General features: G+C 69.1%; 1 protein-coding gene. It reads right to left on the bottom strand.

What is annotated here, in order from left to right; genetic code table 11:
* Positions 1-230: 230 nt before the first annotated feature.
* On the bottom strand, positions 231-654 hold a 424-nt coding region (locus tag AX737_RS35680), incomplete at its 5' end, for a DUF1236 domain-containing protein (RefSeq protein WP_245293420.1).

Here is a 654-nt window from a genome sequence, read left to right as displayed (position 1 = left end):
AGGGGCTCTGCGCGAGACTGCGCCCTCACCGAGAGGGGAGGGGGCTTATGCCCGCCCCGGTCAGCGCATCGTCAGGGCGATGGGTCGATCAGGCAACGTCCGCGACAAGGCCGCACTGGAGAGCGGTTGCCGCCCGGACTCCTATCGGCTGGTCGCCCGCCGCGGCGAACCGCGACGGGTGGAGGATGAGGTGGCCGGGCAGCTTGGCAACTGCCCTCTCGCACTCGAGGTCAGGCCGGAATGACGTCCACGATCTCGTAAGTATCCGGATCGATGATCACGATGTCGTCCCGGACGAGAATGAAGCTGTAGCCCTCGTAGGCCGGCACCAAGCTGATGATGGCGGGCGGCAGACGGTGCAACGTGACCGAGCGCGGAATGGCCGTGCCGACGTTCAAGCTGAAATTGACGTTGCTGACGCGGCTCACACCGACGCGGGTGATCGATTGACGAAACTCCGTCCGCTGGGTGCCGTCGAGACGGCTCGCGGCACCGCGGGCCGAGCCGGCGCTGCGCTCGCCGCGCTCCGCTCGGCCGTTCCGTGCACCCGGCTCACCACGCTCGCCGTTGCCACGGGCCGAGCCACGTCCATCCTCGCGACCGCCGGCACGGTTGGAATCGTCATCGCGAGCGCCGCGCTGCGCCGCACCGGGA

It is taken from the genome of Methylobacterium sp. CCH5-D2 (genome assembly GCF_001556475.1).
GTDB classification, from domain to species: Bacteria; Pseudomonadota; Alphaproteobacteria; order Rhizobiales; family Beijerinckiaceae; genus Methylobacterium; species Methylobacterium hispanicum.
The sequence above is the reverse complement of the archived record's forward strand: the minus strand, read 5'-3'. Positions and strand labels throughout refer to the sequence as shown.